General features: G+C 56.2%; 20 protein-coding genes. 6 read left to right on the top strand and 14 right to left on the bottom strand.

Annotation, left to right across the window (positions count from 1 at the left end; translation table 11 throughout):
* Entirely contained in the window at positions 1-660 is a 660-nt protein-coding gene (locus AC5S16_RS22210; RefSeq protein ID WP_493932313.1) for a methyltransferase domain-containing protein, read from the bottom strand.
* A 139-nt stretch (positions 661-799) separates the two neighbouring features.
* Positions 800-1,204 carry a bactofilin family protein gene (locus AC5S16_RS22205; protein WP_493932312.1) on the bottom strand — a complete coding sequence of 135 codons (405 nt, stop codon included), beginning with the start codon at positions 1,202-1,204 and terminating at the stop codon, positions 800-802.
* Between the two features lie 174 nt (positions 1,205-1,378).
* Between AC5S16_RS22205 and AC5S16_RS22200 the strand changes: the two genes are divergently transcribed.
* On the top strand, positions 1,379-2,290 hold the full coding sequence (locus AC5S16_RS22200; RefSeq protein WP_493932311.1) for a hypothetical protein: 912 nt from the start codon (positions 1,379-1,381) through the stop codon (positions 2,288-2,290).
* Positions 2,291-2,298: 8 nt separating this feature from the next.
* Here the strand turns inward: AC5S16_RS22200 and AC5S16_RS22195 are convergent, their stop codons facing one another.
* Positions 2,299-3,063, bottom strand: a complete 765-nt coding sequence (locus tag AC5S16_RS22195; RefSeq protein WP_493932310.1) for a DUF2076 domain-containing protein — start codon at positions 3,061-3,063, stop codon at positions 2,299-2,301.
* Positions 3,064-3,165: 102 nt separating this feature from the next.
* Positions 3,166-3,879 carry a hypothetical protein gene (locus AC5S16_RS22190; RefSeq protein ID WP_493932309.1) on the bottom strand — a complete coding sequence of 238 codons (714 nt, stop codon included), beginning with the start codon at positions 3,877-3,879 and terminating at the stop codon, positions 3,166-3,168.
* 41 nt (positions 3,880-3,920) lie between these two features.
* On the opposite strand from AC5S16_RS22190, the gene AC5S16_RS22185 reads away from it, so the two are divergent.
* Positions 3,921-4,373, top strand: coding sequence for a DUF1810 domain-containing protein (locus AC5S16_RS22185; protein WP_493932308.1), 453 nt, complete (start codon positions 3,921-3,923; stop codon positions 4,371-4,373).
* 7 nt (positions 4,374-4,380) lie between these two features.
* Here the strand turns inward: AC5S16_RS22185 and menC are convergent, their stop codons facing one another.
* The 4 genes from menC to AC5S16_RS22165 all read right to left on the bottom strand — a co-directional run bounded on the left by menC (position 4,381) and on the right by AC5S16_RS22165 (position 9,016).
* On the bottom strand, positions 4,381-5,502 hold the full coding sequence (gene menC / locus AC5S16_RS22180) for an o-succinylbenzoate synthase (RefSeq protein WP_493932307.1): 1,122 nt from the start codon (positions 5,500-5,502) through the stop codon (positions 4,381-4,383).
* Positions 5,499-6,374 (bottom strand): GNAT family N-acetyltransferase, encoded by an 876-nt coding sequence (locus tag AC5S16_RS22175; RefSeq protein ID WP_493932306.1) that lies wholly within the window; start codon positions 6,372-6,374, stop codon positions 5,499-5,501. The genes menC and AC5S16_RS22175 overlap by 4 nt, the downstream gene beginning before the upstream one ends.
* A 61-nt stretch (positions 6,375-6,435) precedes the next feature.
* Positions 6,436-7,281, bottom strand: a complete 846-nt coding sequence (mazG, locus tag AC5S16_RS22170) for a nucleoside triphosphate pyrophosphohydrolase (RefSeq protein WP_493932305.1) — start codon at positions 7,279-7,281, stop codon at positions 6,436-6,438.
* 85 nt (positions 7,282-7,366) lie between these two features.
* Positions 7,367-9,016 (bottom strand): AsmA family protein, encoded by a 1,650-nt coding sequence (locus tag AC5S16_RS22165; RefSeq protein WP_493932304.1) that lies wholly within the window; start codon positions 9,014-9,016, stop codon positions 7,367-7,369.
* A gap of 177 nt (positions 9,017-9,193) precedes the next feature.
* Between AC5S16_RS22165 and AC5S16_RS22160 the strand changes: the two genes are divergently transcribed.
* Entirely contained in the window at positions 9,194-10,627 is a 1,434-nt protein-coding gene (locus AC5S16_RS22160) for a glycoside hydrolase family 125 protein (RefSeq protein WP_493932303.1), read from the top strand.
* A 22-nt stretch (positions 10,628-10,649) separates the two neighbouring features.
* Here AC5S16_RS22160 and AC5S16_RS22155 read toward each other — a convergent pair whose 3' ends face one another.
* The gene (locus tag AC5S16_RS22155) at positions 10,650-10,988 is read right to left on the bottom strand and encodes a type II toxin-antitoxin system PemK/MazF family toxin (RefSeq protein WP_493932302.1); all 339 of its coding nucleotides are present in this window, start codon (positions 10,986-10,988) and stop codon (positions 10,650-10,652) included.
* Positions 10,973-11,206 carry a ribbon-helix-helix domain-containing protein gene (locus tag AC5S16_RS22150; RefSeq protein ID WP_493932301.1) on the bottom strand — a complete coding sequence of 78 codons (234 nt, stop codon included), beginning with the start codon at positions 11,204-11,206 and terminating at the stop codon, positions 10,973-10,975. Before AC5S16_RS22150 ends, AC5S16_RS22155 begins: the two co-directional genes overlap by 16 nt.
* A gap of 83 nt (positions 11,207-11,289) precedes the next feature.
* Here AC5S16_RS22150 and AC5S16_RS22145 point away from each other — a divergent pair, with 83 nt between their 5' ends.
* On the top strand, positions 11,290-12,090 hold the full coding sequence (locus AC5S16_RS22145; protein ID WP_493932300.1) for a prepilin peptidase: 801 nt from the start codon (positions 11,290-11,292) through the stop codon (positions 12,088-12,090).
* Positions 12,091-12,101: 11 nt separating this feature from the next.
* Here AC5S16_RS22145 and AC5S16_RS22140 read toward each other — a convergent pair whose 3' ends face one another.
* Positions 12,102-12,872, bottom strand: coding sequence for a tetratricopeptide repeat protein (locus tag AC5S16_RS22140; RefSeq protein ID WP_493932299.1), 771 nt, complete (start codon positions 12,870-12,872; stop codon positions 12,102-12,104).
* Between the two features lie 56 nt (positions 12,873-12,928).
* Positions 12,929-13,408 carry a GNAT family N-acetyltransferase gene (locus tag AC5S16_RS22135; protein ID WP_493932298.1) on the bottom strand — a complete coding sequence of 160 codons (480 nt, stop codon included), beginning with the start codon at positions 13,406-13,408 and terminating at the stop codon, positions 12,929-12,931.
* Between the two features lie 81 nt (positions 13,409-13,489).
* Here AC5S16_RS22135 and AC5S16_RS22130 point away from each other — a divergent pair, with 81 nt between their 5' ends.
* Both AC5S16_RS22130 and AC5S16_RS22125 read left to right on the top strand, forming a co-directional pair.
* A complete protein-coding gene (locus tag AC5S16_RS22130; RefSeq protein WP_493932297.1) occupies positions 13,490-14,419 on the top strand; it encodes a LysR substrate-binding domain-containing protein in 930 nt (309 codons plus the stop codon).
* A 23-nt stretch (positions 14,420-14,442) separates the two neighbouring features.
* A complete protein-coding gene (locus AC5S16_RS22125) occupies positions 14,443-14,964 on the top strand; it encodes an SET domain-containing protein (RefSeq protein WP_493932296.1) in 522 nt (173 codons plus the stop codon).
* 15 nt (positions 14,965-14,979) lie between these two features.
* On the opposite strand, the gene AC5S16_RS22120 is transcribed toward AC5S16_RS22125, so the two are convergent.
* Positions 14,980-15,306: a hypothetical protein gene (locus AC5S16_RS22120; protein WP_493932295.1), complete on the bottom strand. Its 327-nt coding sequence runs from the start codon at positions 15,304-15,306 to the stop codon at positions 14,980-14,982.
* Between the two features lie 78 nt (positions 15,307-15,384).
* The gene (locus AC5S16_RS22115) at positions 15,385-18,798 is read right to left on the bottom strand and encodes a TonB-dependent receptor (RefSeq protein ID WP_493932294.1); all 3,414 of its coding nucleotides are present in this window, start codon (positions 18,796-18,798) and stop codon (positions 15,385-15,387) included.
* Positions 18,799-18,906: the final 108 nt, after the last annotated feature.

The raw sequence follows: 18,906 nt of genomic DNA, 5'->3' as shown, positions 1-18,906 counted from the left end.
TCAGCGCGTGATCATCACTTCGTAGAGATTGTCTTTCGCGAGGAAGAAGCGGTAATTGCCGTAAGCCGAAAACAGCTTTTCGATATTGCGGTTGGTGTAGACACGCTGCACCGGGAAGGCTTCGCTCTCCTGCATATCGATGGTCTCGCCTTCCGACAGATGGTAGCGGCAGAAGGTGGTTTCCGGCCCTTCTTTCTTCGAATGAAAGAGGGCGAGAATGCGCCCGCCGGGGTGCAGAGCATGGTAGAGCTTCTCCACAAGCGGGGCCACCAGACCTTCGGGAACGTAATCGAGCGTTGTCCACAGCAGCACAACATCAAATTCGCGGCCGCCGAACTTCAGGTTCTGCTCGAAGAACCCCTCGACGTCAAAGCCGGGCTTACCGCCGTCTTCGGCTGGAATCTCCCAACCGCCCTTGAGCGATTCGTGGACAAGATCGGCCATCCACACGCTGTGGCCAAGACTGGTGAGATAGTTGATGTTCGAAGGAGAGGTGGGGCCGATATCGAGAATCCGCAGCGACTGCTCAGTCTTGAGATATTTCTGCAGCGCAGACCAGCCGCTCGAGTGCCGCGGCACACGCGGTCCCGTAAGGATTGTCGGCTTGTCCTGCCGGGTCTCGCCTTGACCACGGTTAAATAAAGTACGCAGCACGCTCATTCCAGATACTTAAGGAACCTCAGCTCAAGTTTGTTCTTTGAAGGCGTAGCCTCATGAAATGCGGCGCAAGCCGCGGGGAAACACATCCCCATACGGCAATTTTACCGCCATTATGCAAATCCAGCTTCTTAGAGGGCTCTTATTTCGTCGCGCCGAAAAGCGCGCCGGCCTTTTCCGGAGTAGATGCAGTTGCACGCTCACCCGCTGACGGTTGTACGAGATCTACTTTGCCCTTGAAGATGGCATTTTCCTCAATGGAAAGGCGGCTCGCCTGCAGGTCTCCTATCGCGCGGCATCCGGCACGCAGCTCGACGCGACCGGTGGCACTGATGTTGCCGTCCAGCGTGCCCAGCACGATCACGTCACGCGCGGCAACATTGGCCTGTACGCGCGCATTTGCACCGATTGTCAAGCGGCTGTCGCTCAGCGTAATCGTACCTTCCACAAGCCCGTCCACCAAAAGATCTTCGCTTCCCTTCACTTCACCACGAATCTGAACTGACTTGCCGATTGCCGCTGTTGTGCCCTCGCCTGCACCCGCCATGTATGTCTCCTGAAATTGCCTTTCTTGAGCGTTGCCACGAATATACGCAACGACGGGGAACGCTGCAACCCAAGAGATCGTGCTCGCGCCTGGTTTGGACTAAAATGAGCCTCAACAACCTGATTCGGGAAAACTTCCTCCATCATGGAGGCGTCTAAGAAGCACAGCGGGAGTATGAAAGATCAGAACATACCGGCTCGAAGATGGGGCAAAATTTTTCTCCTGCTTCTCAGGATCTCGTGCTGTGCGTTCTTCCTCGCTCCTCTTCTCCACGCGTCAGCGCAAACCGATGCCTCCGTCGATCCAGCAGCCATCGTCCGCAGAGCTTCGCACAATGAGCTGAGCGCGTCGAATGGAAATCATCCCTTCCGCTATCAGCTGCACAAGATCGACGACGGAAAGATCACGACAAAAGAAATCATCGAAACCAAGGATGGCGATGTCGCCCGGCTGATTGCCATCAACGACAAGCCGCTTGAGGCTGATGCGCAGAAGGCCGAAGTTGACCGGCTGAACAACCTGGCGGCACACCCGGAGATGCAGGAACACCGCCGCAAGAGAGAGCAGGAAGACAGCGATCGCGCGAACAAGATGGTCCGCCTGTTGCCGGATGCATTTCTTTACAAATATGAAGGTATGAAAGACGGCCCGAACGGCCCATGCTACCGCTTCAGCTTTCAGCCAAATCCGAATTTCAATCCGCCCGACCACGAATCACAAGTCTTTGCAGGAATGGCAGGCGAACTGTGGGTGGATAAGGCACAGGAGCGCATGGTGCGCCTCGATGCTCACCTGATTGCCGATGTGAATTTCGGATGGGGCATCCTGGGCAGGCTATATAAGGGCGGCAGCATTCTTGTGGAACAGGCCGATGTTGGCGACCATCACTGGGAGACAACACACCTGAAACTGGGCCTTACCGGTAAAGCGCTGATGATCAAACCGCTCAGCTTCCAGACTACGGAAGATGCAAGCCACTTCGAGGCTGTGCCGCCAGAGACGGGCTACCAGAACGCCATCAAGATGCTGCTGAGCGATAACGCCAGCGCGCAAGTGGCTCAAGGCTCCATGCGCGCTCAGCGATAGGTTTTCTCTTACGAGAAATTGGTGTCGTCGCTGCTGTCGTAATCGTCGCCGCTCCCGAAGTCATCATTCGACGAATAATTCGTGTCGGACTCGTAGCTCGCGTCCTCCAAGCCTGAGTGATGTTCGGGACGGTCGTCAAATGACGCCTCGTGTTCGCGGTGCTCTTCGAAGCGGCCTTCATCGCGCGGCTCGTCATAGTAGTTGTTGATGACCGTCTCTTCCACTGGAGCGCCGCCTCCGAAGCCCCCCATTCCATAGCCGCCGCCATGGCCGAAACCATGCATCATGGATTCGATTCCTTCGAAGGCCAGTGCGCCGGCTGCTACGCCGGCTGCAGTTGTGGCGGCGCTGCGCAGGAAGCTGCCTGCAGGGCTTGGGCCTGACGCGGGAGAACCATAAGGCACATACTGCGGCGGAGCTTCATACACAGGCACCTGCTGCTGGTAAGGAACCTGCTGATACTGGGGTTGAGGCGGAGGAGCGGAAGGAACGGGATCGCGACGCCCCAGCAGTCCACCAAGAAAGCTTGTCGCCCGCGCCGGCTGCGGCGGAGCCTGCTGCTGTTGCTGCTGCAACTGCTGAATCTGCGCGCGCGCCTGTTCGATGGCGAAATTCTGCACCAAGACCGTCTGCGCTAACTTGTAGATCGCATCAGGATCGCGTCCCAGCCCTTCGAGCAGCAGCTGCTCGGCTTCCGGGTCTTTCTCGGTTAACTTTGTTTCCTGGACCTTGCGAACAAGGTCCTCAAGCATCGTGCTTTCCTGCGGAGTCATTTCGATACACCTCGACTACTTACTTGGATGAGCGTCCCAGTCATTTAGACACGTCCGGACACAAAAGTGGCGGACTTATCCGCCATTTTTCTATACGTATTCCTATTCGCCAGAGTTCCTTAAGGATGCTGTTTCAGGGCTTCTGGCCAGCGAGAAGAACCACAGCATCAGGAGAACATTGATCACGAAAACCACTGGGAAATAAAGCTTGTCATTCAGGCCGGAAAGCCATTGCTGCCCTGCGAAGGTGCTCAGGATGCGTCCAAGAAGACGCAGAGCGTTCAATCCATAGGCAATTGGGGCCAGCCAGCGCCATCCGTTCTGCTCCTTCCATGTAATGGCTGCAAAGCAGCACGATGCCAGCAGATAGCTCAGCATCAACGGGAAATACCAGCCCTCGACCATTTCATTCCATAACGAAAACCGGTTCAGGATTATGGCTTGCTTGTCCGGCGAGCCGCTGGCGAACTGATGCGCCCATTTCATCCCGATGATGAAGAAGTCCATGCTGCGATGTGTCAGCTCAAAGCCTACAAATGCCGCGCCAAAGAGCAGGCCCAGCACGGAAGTGACGGGCGCAATCCGGATATAGCGGAGGGTGATCACTACAAAGGGCACCATCAGCAGAAGAATCGTGCCCATGATGAGCAGTGCCCTGACATGATCAACAGGAAGCAGATAGGTAAGCAGGTCATCTTTCGGGCTGTGTGACTCGGGAATCCAGAAGCGGGAGGCCAGTTCCTGAAAGGTCTGCGCCAGTATGAAAGCAAGAATGCAAAGTCCAGCGACATGGCATCGCCGTCTATCGTCGGTCATGAACAAGCTGCACCCTCGGAGAAAGCATCATCCTAAATGAAATGACACAGAAGAACGATCCTTACAACCTGCAGCGTTTTGTGGAAGCCCAGAATCCGGTCTTCGATCAGGTTTGCGCCGAGCTGCGCGCCGGGCAGAAACGAAGCCACTGGATGTGGTTCGTTTTCCCGCAGATCAAAGGCCTGGGGCGCAGCGATATGGCTGTATGGTTTGCGATTTCGTCTTTGAACGAGGCCGAAGCGTATTTGCAGCATCCGGTTTTGGAGCCTCGGCTCAGGCAATGCTCTGAACTGGTGTATGGGATGGAAGGGCGTTCGGTAAGCCAGATTTTCGGCAGTCCGGATGATCTCAAGTTCCGGTCATCCATGACATTGTTTGCCAATACAAGAACTTTGGATAACCGGATATTTAAGGATCTTCTGCAGAAGTACTTTGACGGCAAGCCTGATGACCGGACTCTCGAACTACTGCGGGAAACCAGCTCATCGAGTTAAGCAGCGCTCAGGCAAAAGCCAGAGCGCGCACTTCTTCTTTCCTGACGGTAAGCTTTTCGATGAAATCGGCGCGCACCTCGAAGCCGCGGCCGGGTGTGGTTGGCACACGAATCTCACCTTTGGAGGAAACTTCGACCGCGGGCTCGATGATTTCTTCCTTCCAGTAGCGCTTCGAGGCGGAAACATCGCCCGGCAGCGAGAAATTCTCCAGCGACGAGAGCGCGATGTTGTGTGAACGCCCGATGCCGCTCTCAAGCATGCCTCCACACCATACGGGAATGCCGCGCTCCTGCGCGGCGTTATGCACGGCGATGGCTTCGGAGAAGCCACCGACACGCCCATTCTTGATATTGATGATGCGGCAGGATTCCATCTCAATCGCGGCCAGCGCGTCGCGGCGATTGCGAATTGACTCGTCGAGACAGATCGCCGTGTTGATCCGCTTCTGCAGCATGGAGTGGAAGTAGAAATCGTCAGCCCAGAGCGGCTGCTCGATCATTAGCAGATCGAAGTCATCGAAGCTCACCAGGTGCTCAATATCGTTCATCCGGTAGGCGGAGTTGGCATCGCAGCTCAACAGAATATCGGGCCAGCGCGTGCGCACTGCCTCGAACATCTTCACGTCCCAGCCAGGCTTGCATTTCAGCTTGATGCGCTGGTAGCCGGCGGCGAGCTCCTTCTCAATCTCGGCGAGCTGTTTTTCGAGGGTTGGCTGAATACCAATGGAAACGCCGCACACAATCACTTCGCGTGTGCCGCCCAGCAGCTCCGCCAGCGGGATGCCGCGCATCTGGGCTTCCAGGTCCCACACGGCATTCTCAAGCGCGGCCTTGGCCATGCGATGGCCGCGCACCTGCCGGAAGATTCCGGGGCACTTGCCGCCATGTTCAGGATCGGCGCTCGCGAGTGCCGGAGCCAGCTCCTGTATCGCTACCAGCCATGCTGTGTCAATCGTCTCATCGCTGAAATAAGGATGCTCCCCTGCAACGCACTCCCCCCACCCGGTCAAGCCTTCGGACCTGATCTCAACCAGCATGATGCGCCGGTCGGTTGTGGTGCCAAAACTGGTCTGGAAGGGCTGCACCAGGGGCATGCGTATTTCGCGAAGAATGATGGAGTCAATTTTCATGCGTCCGTCTCACTTGTTTCGGGAGCAGCAGGTTCCCGCCACTCTCCTAGTTCAAATATTCCGTTGCCGTCCTTATCGGTGCGAAAACCTATGACCGCCAATCCACGCGCAAATGCATCGAGGAAATGCTGGCGGTTCCTTGTCTGTACTTCCAGAGCCCTCACCTGGTCCGCAGCGGAAGACTTCCATTTGCTGATCGCCTGCGGGACCATGATCGTTTCTTTGATTGCCTCAGGGGTGTGCTGAACCTTGGATGCGGCGGCGCCGGAAACGATTGCCTCAACGCGCTCCGACTGCATCCACCACTCGGCGTGCAAACGGTCTGTAGGCAATCCTCCTTGCAGACGAGAAGAGGATACACCATAAAAGTCCGGTGTATACCTCCGAACGATGGCCCCCAGCCTGTGGATATTGAGGAAAGAGTTCTTGATCTCCAGCGGGTCGAAGGTCCATTCCATTAGCCGGAATCCCCTGACAATGGCGTCTTCCCTCTGAGCCAGCTTCAGCCTGCGCCCGATCCCAGAATTGCGATATTCAGGGTTCACCGCCAGCATGTGCGAATGCAGATATGGCTCCAGAGGGGGTTGCTTGCCCGTTTCGAGTGCTGCCGGAAGGGCCATGGCAAAACCAATCAAACTTTCGTAAGTATCTGGTTTTCCGTCAGTTATATCGAAGGCTCCGATCACCTGGCCGCCAATCTTCCGGGTCACGGTAAAGACCCGGCGCGGGATCACGTCGCCATCCGAGTAACCCCATACATCGATCTGCAGCTGCACGCAGGCATCGAGCTCCTCAAAACCTCGGCAGTGGCGTATCAGGACAGTCCGGCCCTGAGGCGTCGTATAGGTTTTGTTGTCCTCTGTTGCTATCATCCCTTGCGTTCTCACTGACCTCTGCTGTGGAAAAAGAGCTGTTTGCGGCGCTTTGGCGGTTTCACTCCCGCTCTTTGGCCTGATTCCAGAGATTTTCGAGAGACTCGGGAGGAAGCTCCTCCAGCGGTATCGCACTTGCCGCTTCCATCATGGCAAAGCGGCGGCGGAATTTCATGTTAGTCTCGCGCAGTGCCATCTCCGGATCAACCTTCAAGTGGCGCGCCAGGTTTACCGCTGTAAACAATAGATCACCAAGCTCAGAGGCAATCGCTTTCTGCTGCTGATCTGTACGCTTCAGTTCTGCCTCAAGTTCCTGAATCTCTTCCTCTAATTTATCGAAAAGTCCGCGTACATCCGGCCAGTCAAAGCCCGATTTTGCCGCTTTCGATCCGAGCTTACCCGCCTCAAGCAACGCTGGAAGGGCACGCGGAATGCCATCCAGACGTCCCTGTGACTTTTCATCTTTCTGCTTTGAGGATTTTTCGAGCTGTTTGATTTCTTCCCAATTGCGCAGGACCTGCTTTGCATCGATGCCCTCCGTTTCGAGCCCCTGCGCAGTATTGCCTGCTGCGGCCGACGCTTCGTCACCAAAGACATGTGGATGCCGCCGGATCAGCTTGCGGTTCAGTTCGACGATGACGTCAGAGATGCTGAAGTATCCGGCTTCGGAGGCCATTTCAGAATAGAAAAGCACCTGCAGCAGCAGGTCGCCCAGCTCTTCCTTCAGATGGCCCCAGTCGCGCCGCTCGATCGCGTCCAGAACCTCATAGGTTTCCTCCAGCGTGTACTTGCGGATGGAATCAAAGGTCTGCTCGCGGTCCCACGGACATCCGTCCGGTGCGCGCAGCCGGGCCATGATCGCGGTCGCTTCAGTAAACAGACCGCCTGCATCCTGCTCTGGTGGCATATCTCTACTTTAAATGAGGAACTAGCCGTCCAGGCAATCGGGACTGGCCGTCCAGGCAGCCGCGCGCTTCGCACGCCTTTTGTCGTCAGTGCTTGAACAATCCACCAAGCGCTTTGCCAAGAGGATTGTTTTGTGTTCCTTTCTTTTGCTGCTGTATCGCTCCGCCTGCCAGCTTGCTCATGTCAGGCGTGAAGGTTGGATTCGATGTGGTGCCGCTAATCGTAACCGGAATGCCGTTTTTCGTGGTCTGGCTTACGGCAGATCCGAAGACCCCGGGAAGCAGGCTCATCGCCTGGGTTGCGAGTCCGCCAATGCCGTTCGCATCAGGCTTCACCAGCAACTGATAGTTCAAGGCCCCGCCTGGGCTGATGGATCCACTTCCGGAGGCGGAACCCATGCCTGCGACCACGACAGCCAGATTGTCGGTATGCGTGCCATCCGGCCCATAGCGCAGATTTGTGCTTAAAGACTGGATCGTTGTGTTTGAGCCTGTCTTTGCACCGGTCAGGGACTGAATACTGGCAAGCTTCTGCCCGAGATCAAACCCTGCGAGCTGGGTATTTGCTACGTGGACCGGCCCGCTGATGACCGGGGCTGTCGTCGGGCCGCTTATGTTGAGAGTAGTTGTGAGTGTGCCGCCATGCAGACGGGAGCCGGAGGGCAGCTGCACGCCTAACGAAGGCAGGAAGGCAACAAGGTCATCGATGGGCACGCTCTGGCCATTTACAGCAATCTGCGTTGTTGTTGCGTTTCCGCGCGTCTGATACGTTCCGGTGATCGCCAACGCCGCTTTCCCGATCTGCAGGTTTGCGCTCTGTATTTTTCCTGAAAGTGACTGCAGATCCTGGTTGATGGAGAACTGCATGTCTACAGGCTGCGAAGCAGGAGAGCCGTTTTTCGCTAATTTCAGCTGGGTGATATGCAATTTGCCATCAGCCTGCGCTGCCTGTCCGTTGGACACGACCTTCGTATCGAGGTCGGTAATGCCAGAGACGCCCTGGCTCGGATCGGCGAATCCCGCCGCCACCAGGTCAGCGTGTTTCAACGATACCTGCGCGGTCACTGGCGTGAGCGAGGCATCATGCTGGTTGATGGGGCCGGCAGTGCCGCTGACACTCAGGCTTCCGCCTTGTGGCAGCTTGCCATCCACGGTAAATGGGAATGCGTTGGCGAAAGAAAAATTCTGCACGCTTACATTCAAATCACTATAGACATGCGGACTGCCCTTCTGAGGTAACGTGCCAACGGTAACGGCACCACCCTTGATATCAATCCGCTTGACTGTCAAATTGGGGATCAGGTCGTTGGTTTCAGAGGTCGGAGCCTTGCGCTTCCCTTCTCCGCCAATGCTCGAGTAGTTCCAGGTGCCATTTTCAGCCCGCAGCAATGTGATCTTTGGCTGGTCAATGGTAAAGCCTGTAACGTGCAACTCGCGGTGAAAGAGCAGCGGCCCCATCTCAACACCGATATGCACATCTTTTGCGGTGAGAAATGGCTGATTGCTGAATGCAGGATCGTCGGCAATCGATAGAGCTTCGGCTACCAGGCTTCCTGAAAAAAGTGAGAAGTCCAGATGCCCCAACGTCACCTGCCTGCCCAAAGAATCTGAAATGGAGGTTTCAATACGGCTACGGTAAGTATCTGCATCCAGCAGATGCTGCACGACGAAGAACCCGATCAGCAGGACGGCCACAACTACCGCCAGAATGGTCCAGCTACGTTTGATTTTTGCCATTCCTCTTCTCCTTTTAGTCTGCCTACCTAGATGAACCTGAATCCGGCGAGACTCAACTTTCTGAAAAACGCTTCGACGGTAAACGATTCTCAAACCAGAAATTATAGGAGAGCATCGCGCCATCTTTTTGAGCAATTCCCCGAACTCTGATAACAACCATAATGAGGACATTGATTGATGCCAGAAGGACTGACCCGCCGCACCCTGCTCAAAACCGCCACCACCGCAGCTATTGGAGCAGGTATGAAATCACTGCTGCCCCTGCATGCACAGACCGCAGAGCATGGGCGCCCCAAGCCGGAGGATCGCCACTTCCGCAGCACCATCGTCGAAGCATTCATCGAAAAAATACGTGCGCGTATTGCTGATCCCGAGCTTGCGGCGATGTTCGTGAATTGCTTTCCGAACACGCTCGACACAACCGTTGAGCCCGGACGCTTTGAAGGCAAGCCTGACACAGCCGTTATCACTGGCGACATTCCTGCCATGTGGCTGCGTGATTCTTCCGCGCAGATCTGGCCTTATCTGCCGCTCGCCCGCCAGGACGGGCAACTGCGCGAGCTGCTGGAAGGCGTGATCCGGAGACAGGCTCGCTGCATCCTGATCGATCCCTATGCCAATGCATTCATGGCTGACCTGAACGCGCCGCCGCTCAAGTGGAGTCTTGAAGACAAGACCGACCTTAAGCAGGGGGTCGGGGAACGTAAATGGGAGCTGGATTCGCTGTGCTATCCGATCCGCCTGGCGCATGGCTACTGGAAGCAGACCGGGGACACGCGCCCCTTCGACACAACATGGAAGCAAGCGATGACTGTCGTTGTTCAGACCATGACCGTGCAGCAGCGCAAGCATGGCGACGGGCCATATCACTTTCAGCGCAGCTCGTTTATCTCGACGGAAACGCTGCCTGCTGATGGCTATGGGAATCCGGTGAAACCTGTCGGCCTTATCGCTTCGGGGTGCCGCCCCTCGGACGATGCCTGCATCTTTCCTTTTCTTGTGCCGTCGAATCTCTTCGCGGTAACCTCACTGCGCCAGCTCGCGGAGATGGCAGACGCAATCCTGCATGACGCAGCGCTCGCCAACCAGGCGCATGCGCTCGCCGTGGAAGTGGAATCAGCGCTTCATCAGTACGCCGTCGTGCACACCAGCGAAGGAACCATCTGGGCCTATGAAGTGGATGGTTTCGGCAGCCAGCTTCTGATGGATGACGCCAACGTGCCCAGCCTGCTCGGCCTTCCCTATCTGGCGAGTTCACCCGACGCAGCGCTCTATGAGCGCACGCGCAGGTTTGTCTGGAGTGAGCGGAACCCATGGTTCTTCCGCGGATCGGCAGGCGAAGGCATCGGCGGCCCTCATATCGGCAAGGACATGATCTGGCCCATGTCGCAGACCATTTATGCGCTGACCAGCAGCTCCGATACGGACATACGCAGGATGATTGCGATGATTAAAACATCTTCAGCGGAGACGGGCTTCATCCACGAAAGCTATAACAAGGACGATCCGAAGAAGTTCACCCGCGCGTGGTTTGCCTGGGCCAATACGCTCTTCGGCGAGCTGGTGGCTCAATGCGCATTGAAAAATCCTGGATTGCTGAACCGGGTTTAGTTGAACCGGATTTAGCCGGGCACTACGATGAGGCAGAATCGCATCCCAATGAGAAGCGCAGTGCCGCGCAAATCTCGTTCATGCGCACTGAACTCAATTGGGCTACGCGCTTGCCTAACTTCTGCTGGGAGACGGTGACGGCGTTATGCAGGTTAACGGCACATGGAACCTTCAGGCCGTCTTCCTCATTCAAAATTATCTCGGAGGGTACGCCGCGCACTGTGGACGTGATCGGCGCGATAGTTACAGTCGACAGATATGGAATCGCGCTGTTGCGAGTAAGCACGACAACCGGCCTTTTCTTGTCCGGCGGCGCAAACTGATAGAGGCGGACATCTCCGCGGGCTATTCTTCCGGCCACGCCGCCTCAGCTTCCCAGGCGCTTGCTTCATCATGCGCCTGCGGCTTCTTCAGATAGCCCTCGCGGTCACGCTCTTCCCTGACTATTATCTCCAGCCTCTGCAGATGCTCCCGCAGAGCATCGCGCACCAGTGCAGAACGATTCTGCTTCGTCCTGCGCGCTGCCCGGTCGGCAGCGTGCAGGAGTTTTTTGTCTAGAACAATCTGGATCGTTTCCATGTGGAACCTATTCCACAGTATATTCCACAATTTATCCGGCATCTTAATAAAGTAGCTCCCGGGGGTTTTCTATACTTCCTTCAGTGACTTTTCTCGCCGCTATCTTTTCAGTGCTCTTCGGACTTGCCTTCGGCAGCTTCCTGAATGTCTGCATCTCGCGCCTGCCGAAGTATCAATCGATCGTGCGGCCGCCGTCGCATTGCCCCAACTGCAAAAAATTTATTTCCACTCGGGACAACATTCCCTTTCTGAGCTGGTTTCTGCTTCGCGGGCATTGCCGCTACTGCAAATGGCCAATCCCCCGGCGCTATCCGCTGGTTGAGCTGGGAACAGCCTCGCTCTTCCTGTTTGTCTATCTTGTCTTCGGGCTTACTTTTGAAGCCGCCGGAATGGTCATACTATGCCTGCTGCTGCTCGGGCTAGCCGTGATGGATGCGGAGACCATGCTGCTGCCCGATACTTTCACCATCCCGGGCGTTGCTTCCGGCGTTCTGTATTCCGGGCTTGCCGGCGGGGCGCACGCGGCTTTGTGGTCGCTTCTCTATGCTCTGCTTGCAGGCTTGTTGCTGTTCATCATTCGCGGAGCCTACTTCCTCATCCGCCGCCACGAAGGCATGGGACTCGGCGATGCGAAACTCTTCGCCATGATCGCGGCCTGGCTCGGCCCGAGACGGGCGCTTCTTGCTCTCTTTCTCGGAGTGGTGGCGGCAGCTATCTTCGGGTTGATTGCGATCAGGCGAAAGCCTGATCCTTCAAAGCAGCCGACAAAGAGCAAGGCTTCGAGCTATGCCATTCCACTGGGATCATTCCTCTCGGCAGCGGGGATCTATACCATCTTTTTCGGCCATCAAACCTTAAAGTGGTATATGCAATTTTTCCGCTAAATAATAGATGCCTATCGCTTATCGGTCAGACCCTGCAGCGCCTTGCGCGCTGTCTTCGCTTTTGCCCCTTCGGGCAGAGCGGCCAGGTAGAGCTGATAATTCTGGACGGCTTCATCCTTATGGTTCAGGTGTCGCGCTGCCTCAGCCAGATAGAAAACTGCGTCGGAATTGGCCGGGTCGGCCTGGGTTGCTTCCTTGAAGCGCTCGTAGGCGCCCTTATAGTCCTCGCGGTTCAGATAGAACTCGCCTACATGCACGTCGCGCTCAGAAAGCTGCGGGTCGTGGACTACACCACCTGCGCCATTTGAGATGCGGCTGCCTCTGTCTCCTTCGAGATCGAGGTTCTTCGTGCTGTCGTCGCTTGAGCTTTCGCCAGTAGAAGCAGCGGGCGCAGACTTTGAGTCTTCCTCTTTTGCCTTGGCTGCGGCCTTCTCCGATACATCTTCAGGAAATGGATTGTCGGCCGAAGTGGACTTCTTCGGCTGCGCCTGCTGGCCGGAGTTCTGGCCCGTTGTCAACGGAGGCGTGTTCTGGTCCTGTGAGGCGGGAGGACAGGTGCTGCTGGACTTCCATGCACCACCTGATCCCTTTGTTGCCTGGCCACTGCAGTTTTTGTCGCTTTTGTCGGGCAACGCTGAGGGCGGCTTCGGCTGAGCTGGAGGCGGCGCATATGGATCGGACGATTGCTGCTGTTGCTGCGCAAAGCCAGAGGCTGCCAGTCCGACCACAAGCACCGAGCTAAAAAGAAAATGCCGCATCATCTTTTTAAGGAAATGTCTCATCTTTCCTTCTTTAAGAGTAGACGCGGCGGCGAAACAAAAGGATGGGAGAAATCTTTTTACAGAAACATCTCCATGAACACCTCGGCCCGTTTGTAAGGGGAGGGTTCGACCTTTGCCGGATCGATATGCAGAAATCCAACCGACTCATAGACATGGATTGCATTGCTCAGCTTGCTGCTGGTTTCCAGCGTCAATTTGTGAGCACCCAGCTTACGAGCCTCCTCAATCACATGCCTGAGCAGTGCCTTGCCGATGCCCTTATTGCGATGTTCTTCGCTGACAGCCATCTTGGCGACTTCGTAGGAGCGCGATCCGTTCACGATCAGGGCGCAGCAGCCGACGGTCTCGTCATCGAGCGTCGCGAAATAAATATGGCCTCCCGGCTCAAGGATGTGCTTCTCCGGATCACTCAGTATCTCGATGTCTTTTTCTTCAAGGACGAAATACTTTGCAATCCACTGCTCGTTCAATGCCCAGAAGACTTCGGCATCTCCATCACGATATTCGCGGTAGGTAATCTCCATCACAGCCTGCATCTCGCTTTTACCTCTTGATTGTCATTCAATCGCCCCGACCAGTAAGATGTCCAATATATTGTTTGTCTGTATTGAGACGAAATGAATATAGATGACATTGAACTGCGCCACCTGCGCTATTTTGTCGCCGTTGCAGAAGAGCTGCATTTTGGCCGCGCGGCGCAGCGCCTGCACATCGCGCAGCCTCCTCTTTCGCAGCAGATACGCAAGCTTGAAGAGACCATCGGCCATCCGCTGCTGTTGCGCACATCGCGCAATGTGCGGCTCACTGCGGCAGGCGAAGAACTGCTGAAGCGCGCTCAGCAGACGCTGCGCAAAGTTTCAGAAGACGTGCATAGCACGCGGCGTATTGGTCGTGGCGAAGTGGGTACGCTCACCGTAGCCTTCATAGCATCGTCCATGCTGACCGTGCTTCCGCGCATGCTGAGCACATACCGCCGGCAATTCCCTGAAGTCGAGCTGCGCCTGCGCGAGCTTTACACCAGTGCCCTTCTGCATGCGCTGCGCGACGGCACCGCCGACATTGGCTTCACGCGCGACGCGGGCACCGAAGAAGAGGGCTTGCATACGGAAGTTCTGCTGCCCGAACCCTATATTGCAGTGGTTGCGGCTCATCATCCGCTCGCGCAGAAAACCTCAATCCGCGTCGCCGATCTCCGCACCGAGCCCTTCGTGCTCTTCTCGCCTGAAGTCGGACTGAACGCATGGGACAAGGTCATGCGTCTCTGCCAGCAGGACGGCTTCCGCCCAAAGGTCGTGCAGGAGGCTCCACACTGGCTGTCGATCATGCGGCTGGTCGGCGTGGGCCTGGGCGTGACCATCGCCCCGGCATGCGTCGAAAGAATTGCCGACAAAGAAGTGCGCTGCCTGAAACTGCGGGGCGCAAAAATCTACAGCAATCTGGAGCTTACCTATCGCGAAGAAACATTGACGGAGCTTGAGACATCATTTTTGAGGCTTGCACGCAAAACATTTCAGAGTCCGGACCGCAAAATGAAGCTTTCATCGTAAGCTATACTCAGCACGAATCCTCAATGAGCCTGATCATACGTTCTTCTGCCATCCATGCGGCGGGCTGCTACACCACTGCCCCCATCAAGAAAGGCGCGCGCGTCATTGAATACACGGGCCCGCGCATCACCAAAGACGCGGCCGACGAGAAGTACCAGGACTCGCCGACAACTTATTTGTTCGGAGTTGGCGACGGGTCTTATGTGATCGATGGACACGGCACCGCCATGTTCATCAACCACTCGTGCGACCCGAACTGCGAGACTGACGAGATCGACGAACGAGTCTGGATCATGGCTATCCGTGACATCGCCGCCGGAGAAGAGCTTACCTACGACTACTGCCTCTACGACGGCGGCGACGGAGATGCAGCTTTCTGCAACTGCGGCGCGGCGAATTGCCGCAGGACGATGTATTCAGAAGAAGAAGTGAAAAAGCGCACGCGAGCGCAGAGACGCGCCGAGAAGAAAAAGATTCCAGCAAATGCACGCCATAACTCGAACGGGCATGCAACGAAGCGGTCAAAAGAAAGCTTGCAATCCTAAGCCTCTGCGGCGTCTTCAGGATTTCGGCGCAGATATAGAAGTCACCGTGATGGTGTCACCTGAGACTGTTCCGCTCACAGTAACATTCTGCCCTGCAAGGCCCTTGATTGCGGCATCCTCGCCTTTGAGCTTGTAGACCTTGCCCTGGCTCACCAGCACTGCCTCGGAACCGCCCTTCATGCAGCTTTTGACGCATTTAGCGGCATCAGCACTGGGCGCACTGTGGGCTGCGCCACAATGCGAATCACTGATAAAGCCGTTGACAGTGGTCGATGACTGCGCCGAGAGACCCGCGACTCCCAGGGTCAGTACAGCAGAAATAGCAAGTGCTTTCATTCGCATACAGGCTGTCTCCTTGGCGACCAGTGTACAGCAACCACAGGCGCTTCGAGTTAAATGAAACGCCTGCGGTTTTGATGGTCAGAAAGTAAACTTCAATCCCCACTCCGTCTGGCGCGCAGCACCAAGCGCATACACACCGGTGCCGTTGCCCACGCGGAAGGTCTCATTGGCGACGCCATCGGTCCCGTTGAGAGAGCCCGGTGAGCCGGAGAGAAGTCCGCTCAGAGTGTTGGGCGGCAGATTGAAGTTGCCGAAGTTGAAGACGTTGAAGAAAGCGACACTCGGCTGGATCGAGTACCGCTCGAGGAAGGTGTACTTCCAACCCACATTCAGATCAAAGGCGCGCAGCCAGCTGTAATTTACCTGTCCAGTAGGGGGCGTGGACAGCACCGGAGCCACACCCTGCAGTGCCTGGAGCTGAGCCACTGTCATGAGCCCCTGATTCACCAGAACCTGTCCGGCGGGCGTTGGCTGGTTGCCGTACTTTGAGTTGTAGTTGTTGATCACACTGGTCAGGCCCTTCGCATCAATACCGCGATCGAAGCTGCCCATATGGGTTCCCGGTAATGGGTCCTGCGTCGTGCCGTCACCAGTGAAATCGCTGCGGAAGATCTCGCCCGGCCCCTGGCCAAAGTTCGGGACAGCGAGCGGGCTTGATAGCGGGCTGTAGAAGTGCGCAATGGCGCCGAGGTTAAAGTGCCAGGGAAGGTCGCCGAACCCGCCGAAGGATATCTGGTGCGTTCTGTCCAGAAGGTTCGGGCCAAAGTAACGGTTGGGCTCGTTGTTGTCGGCAGCGCCGATGACAAAGTCCTGATCGCCGTCTCCTGCTGTTCCAGTGGCGAGCGCGCCGCCTGAATTCTCAAGGCGCGAAAGACTGTAGGAAAACTGGAAGTTAACGTGCTTCAGGTTCTGCACCAGCTTTACCTGCATGGCGTTGTAAATGGACCGGCCTCTGGGCTCCAGGAAGGTCGATGCAGTCTGGCTGGAATTGATTCCCCCAAAAGCGCACGGCACACCGATGGCCTGAATACAGGCCTGTCCAAAATCCGTGTCGGCAGCAAGACCATTATTCCCATAGTCTGTCATCTGCGCCCCATTCGCGATCGCGCAATCCACATCGTTGCAGTTGAATGATGCATTCGTAGCAGCAATCGCCGCCTGTGCATTTGCCTTATTGAAGTAACGAATGTCGCCGTCGTGGTTTTCATCGATTCCGAGCAATGCGCGCGTTTCCACATTGCGCAGGTAGTCAACGCTCAGCACCATTCCCGAGCGGAGTTCACGCTGCACGCCGATATTGATCTGGACCGAGCGCGGCGTTTTGTATTTCGGAGCAAAGAATCCGAGAGGCACGCCGAGCCCCGCGCTCAAGTCATTGCCGATGTAGTTTGGATTCGGCGCATTCAGATCAAGAGGGTTGCCGGCGAGCACCTGCTGCCAGAAGGCCTGAACATTCGGAATTGCCTGTCCTACTGTGATCTGGCTGCCATCGGTATTCGCGCAGACTCCCGGCCCTGGAGTAATCGCTCCATTATTTGTCTGTACCGGCCTTGGAGTACCCGCAGAGCAGGCTGTGTTTACCTGATTGAATGCGCCAGTTTGCAGGCGAAGAGGCCGGTCAAAGAGAACATTGTTATAAATCACATTCTCGTAATAGAGTCCGATACCGCCGCGAATCGAAGTCTTGCCGTTGTTGAACGGGTCCCAGGCAAAGCCCATCTGCGGTGAAAAATTGGCGTTTGGCAACTTCACAGCATTCCCAAATCCAGGGAATGCCGCATTGACTTCCGGGATCGCAGGCAGATCGCTGTCTGTGCGCCCGGTATCACGGTCATAGCGAAGTCCAACCGTGATAGTGCTGTTCGGAGAAAACTTCCAGACATCGCCGAAGTAGATGCCAAGCCGGTTGTCCGGGCCGAGGCCGCCGGCCGGGAAGCCGAGCGCCGGCTCCAGCGTGTTGAAGCCAAGGCCATTGCCAACGGATACATCAAATTCCGGATAATTCAGCGGATTGTCTGCGCCTCCATGCGCAGCCGCAAACGCCTCCGATTGCGAATTAACCTGCAGCCGGATGCGCGGAGCCGTGCCATAGAAGTTGGCAAAGCCGCCGCCCTGAATATGGTTCCACATAATGCCGTAGCGCAGCAGATGCGACTTGATCAATTTGCTGCCGTCGTACTTAAGCTCGTGGTTGGCCTGTGGAGTGCTCTGCGGAGCCAGCGGGCTCGGGCCTGCATAGAAGTTTGTGTTCTGAGAGGAGATGGTCACACCCGCATCTGCCAGAGGCAGGCTGCTGCCTTTTACCAGGTCAACGATCTGATTCTGGAACTTGAGATAGGAATAGCGGATGCTGTGGCTGAACGAGCCAGTGACGAAGTCGTATCCAACAACATGCTGGCGCGTGTAGTCCTTGTTGTCATATACGGCATAACCCAGGCCGAAATCAGAGGGCAGCGAGTTGGCAAAGTAAGAGAATCGGTAGAACAGTTTCCCTGCATTTCCGACGCTGTAATCTGCGCGGCCCAGAACTTCGGTCTCGCGGAATGGCTCGCTGAATCCACCGTTATATGAGGCGAAAGGATCTCCAAAGAGCACCGGCGCAAAGGAGTCCTGCTTGATGCGCTCCGCATCACCGAAGAAGAACAGCTTGTCCTTGAGAATGGGGCCGCCTAAATTCCCGCCGAACTGCGAGCGCTGGAACGGCAAATTCTGACCACCCGGGGATGACGCGCCGCCTACCGATGCATCACGGAACAATCCGAAAGCCTGTCCATGATAGGTGTTGGTGCCGGACTTGGTGGTTACGTTCACTGCACCCGATGACGTCAGGTCGGTGGACATATCGAGCGAGGACTGCGCCAGCTGGAATTCCTGAATCGCGCTGGCAGGAATGTCTTCCGTCGTCGTGCCCACCGTCTCATCGCTCACGTCTACGCCATCTACGTTGATGCGCGCCGTGCGTCCGAAGCGCCCGCCGAAGGAGATCGACGAATATCCTGCCTTGGTCGGATCAAAATTCTGCCCATCCTGTATCTGGATGCCGGGCTCGAGCTGCGCCAGGTCAAGGAAGTTGCGGCCATTCACTGGCAGGTTGTCGATCTGCTGCGCGCTCAGAACGCCCTGCACCTGGGCCTGCTCAGTATTTACCGATACTGCTGAGCTCTGCACCTCAACCGTCGTGGTGCCCGACCCGACCGGAAGCTTGATGTTTGTCGTGGAGGTATTACCTACCTGCACAGTAACCGTTTGAACTACGTTGTTAAAGCCGGCAGCGGATACCTCTACCTTGTAGGTTCCAGGGGCAATTGCACCCGAGTTGAAGGTTCCGGAAGAGGTGGTCACAAGACTGGAGGCCTGCCCTGTGCCCGTATTCGTGATGACTACTTTAGCGTTACTAACAACCGCACCCGAGGGGTCGGTCACTGTACCTACGATGCTTCCCGTGCTGATGGTCGTCTGCGCCAGTGCAGGCGAACCTACCAAGAAGAACATAGGCAGCATAACTAGCGATATTTGCAACAACCGGGGCCATTTCATGGCCCCGGATTGATGCAATCTTCATGCCGCAGGAATTTTGATCGGGAGGATTTATTTAACTTA

This window comes from Acidobacterium sp. FHG110202_01, from assembly GCF_059115305.1.
Note: the sequence above shows the minus strand (reverse complement) of the source record. Positions and strands in the feature narration are given on the sequence as shown.